Origin of the sequence: Sulfitobacter aquimarinus, from assembly GCF_040149565.1 — a bacterium.
GTDB classification, from domain to species: Bacteria; Pseudomonadota; Alphaproteobacteria; order Rhodobacterales; family Rhodobacteraceae; genus Sulfitobacter; species Sulfitobacter aquimarinus.
Genome location: NZ_JBEFLO010000028.1, coordinates 1 through 428, shown reverse-complemented (window position 1 = coordinate 428; position 428 = coordinate 1). Strand labels below are relative to the sequence as shown.

The following is a 428-nucleotide window of genomic DNA, read 5'->3' as shown; positions in this document are numbered from 1 at the left end:
GGATCGGTGTCGTTGCCGGTCAGATCGATCATGACAGAGGTGTCCTCATCCGTCTCGGCAACATCGTCCACGGCCACTGGCGGGTCAAGGAATTCTGTCACAGTAACAACGGCTTGGCCCTCGTCGCTGTTCCCTTCGGGATCGGTGATCGTATAGGTGATCGTCGCGTCGCCGTTGAACTCCGGCGCGGGCGTGAAGGTCACGGTGCCGTCGCCATTGTCGACCACGGTGCCTTGCTCGGCGGGGACCGTGATGTCCGACAGAACCAGCTCGTCCAGCGGCGTGTCAGGGTCAAAGTCATTGCCGCGCAGATCCACGATGACCGGCGTTTCTTCGGCAGTGGTCGCCACATCGTCAAAGGCTTCGGGGCCAACGGAGGCTTCCACAGTCACCACATGCTCGGCTGTATCCGTCAGCTCACCGTCAGA

General features: G+C 61.4%; 1 protein-coding gene. It reads right to left on the bottom strand.

Annotation, left to right across the window (positions count from 1 at the left end; all coding sequences use genetic code 11):
- Nucleotides 1–428, bottom strand: a 428-nt coding sequence (locus ABMC88_RS18475; protein ID WP_349578363.1) for a cadherin-like domain-containing protein, incomplete at both ends; no start/stop codon positions are given.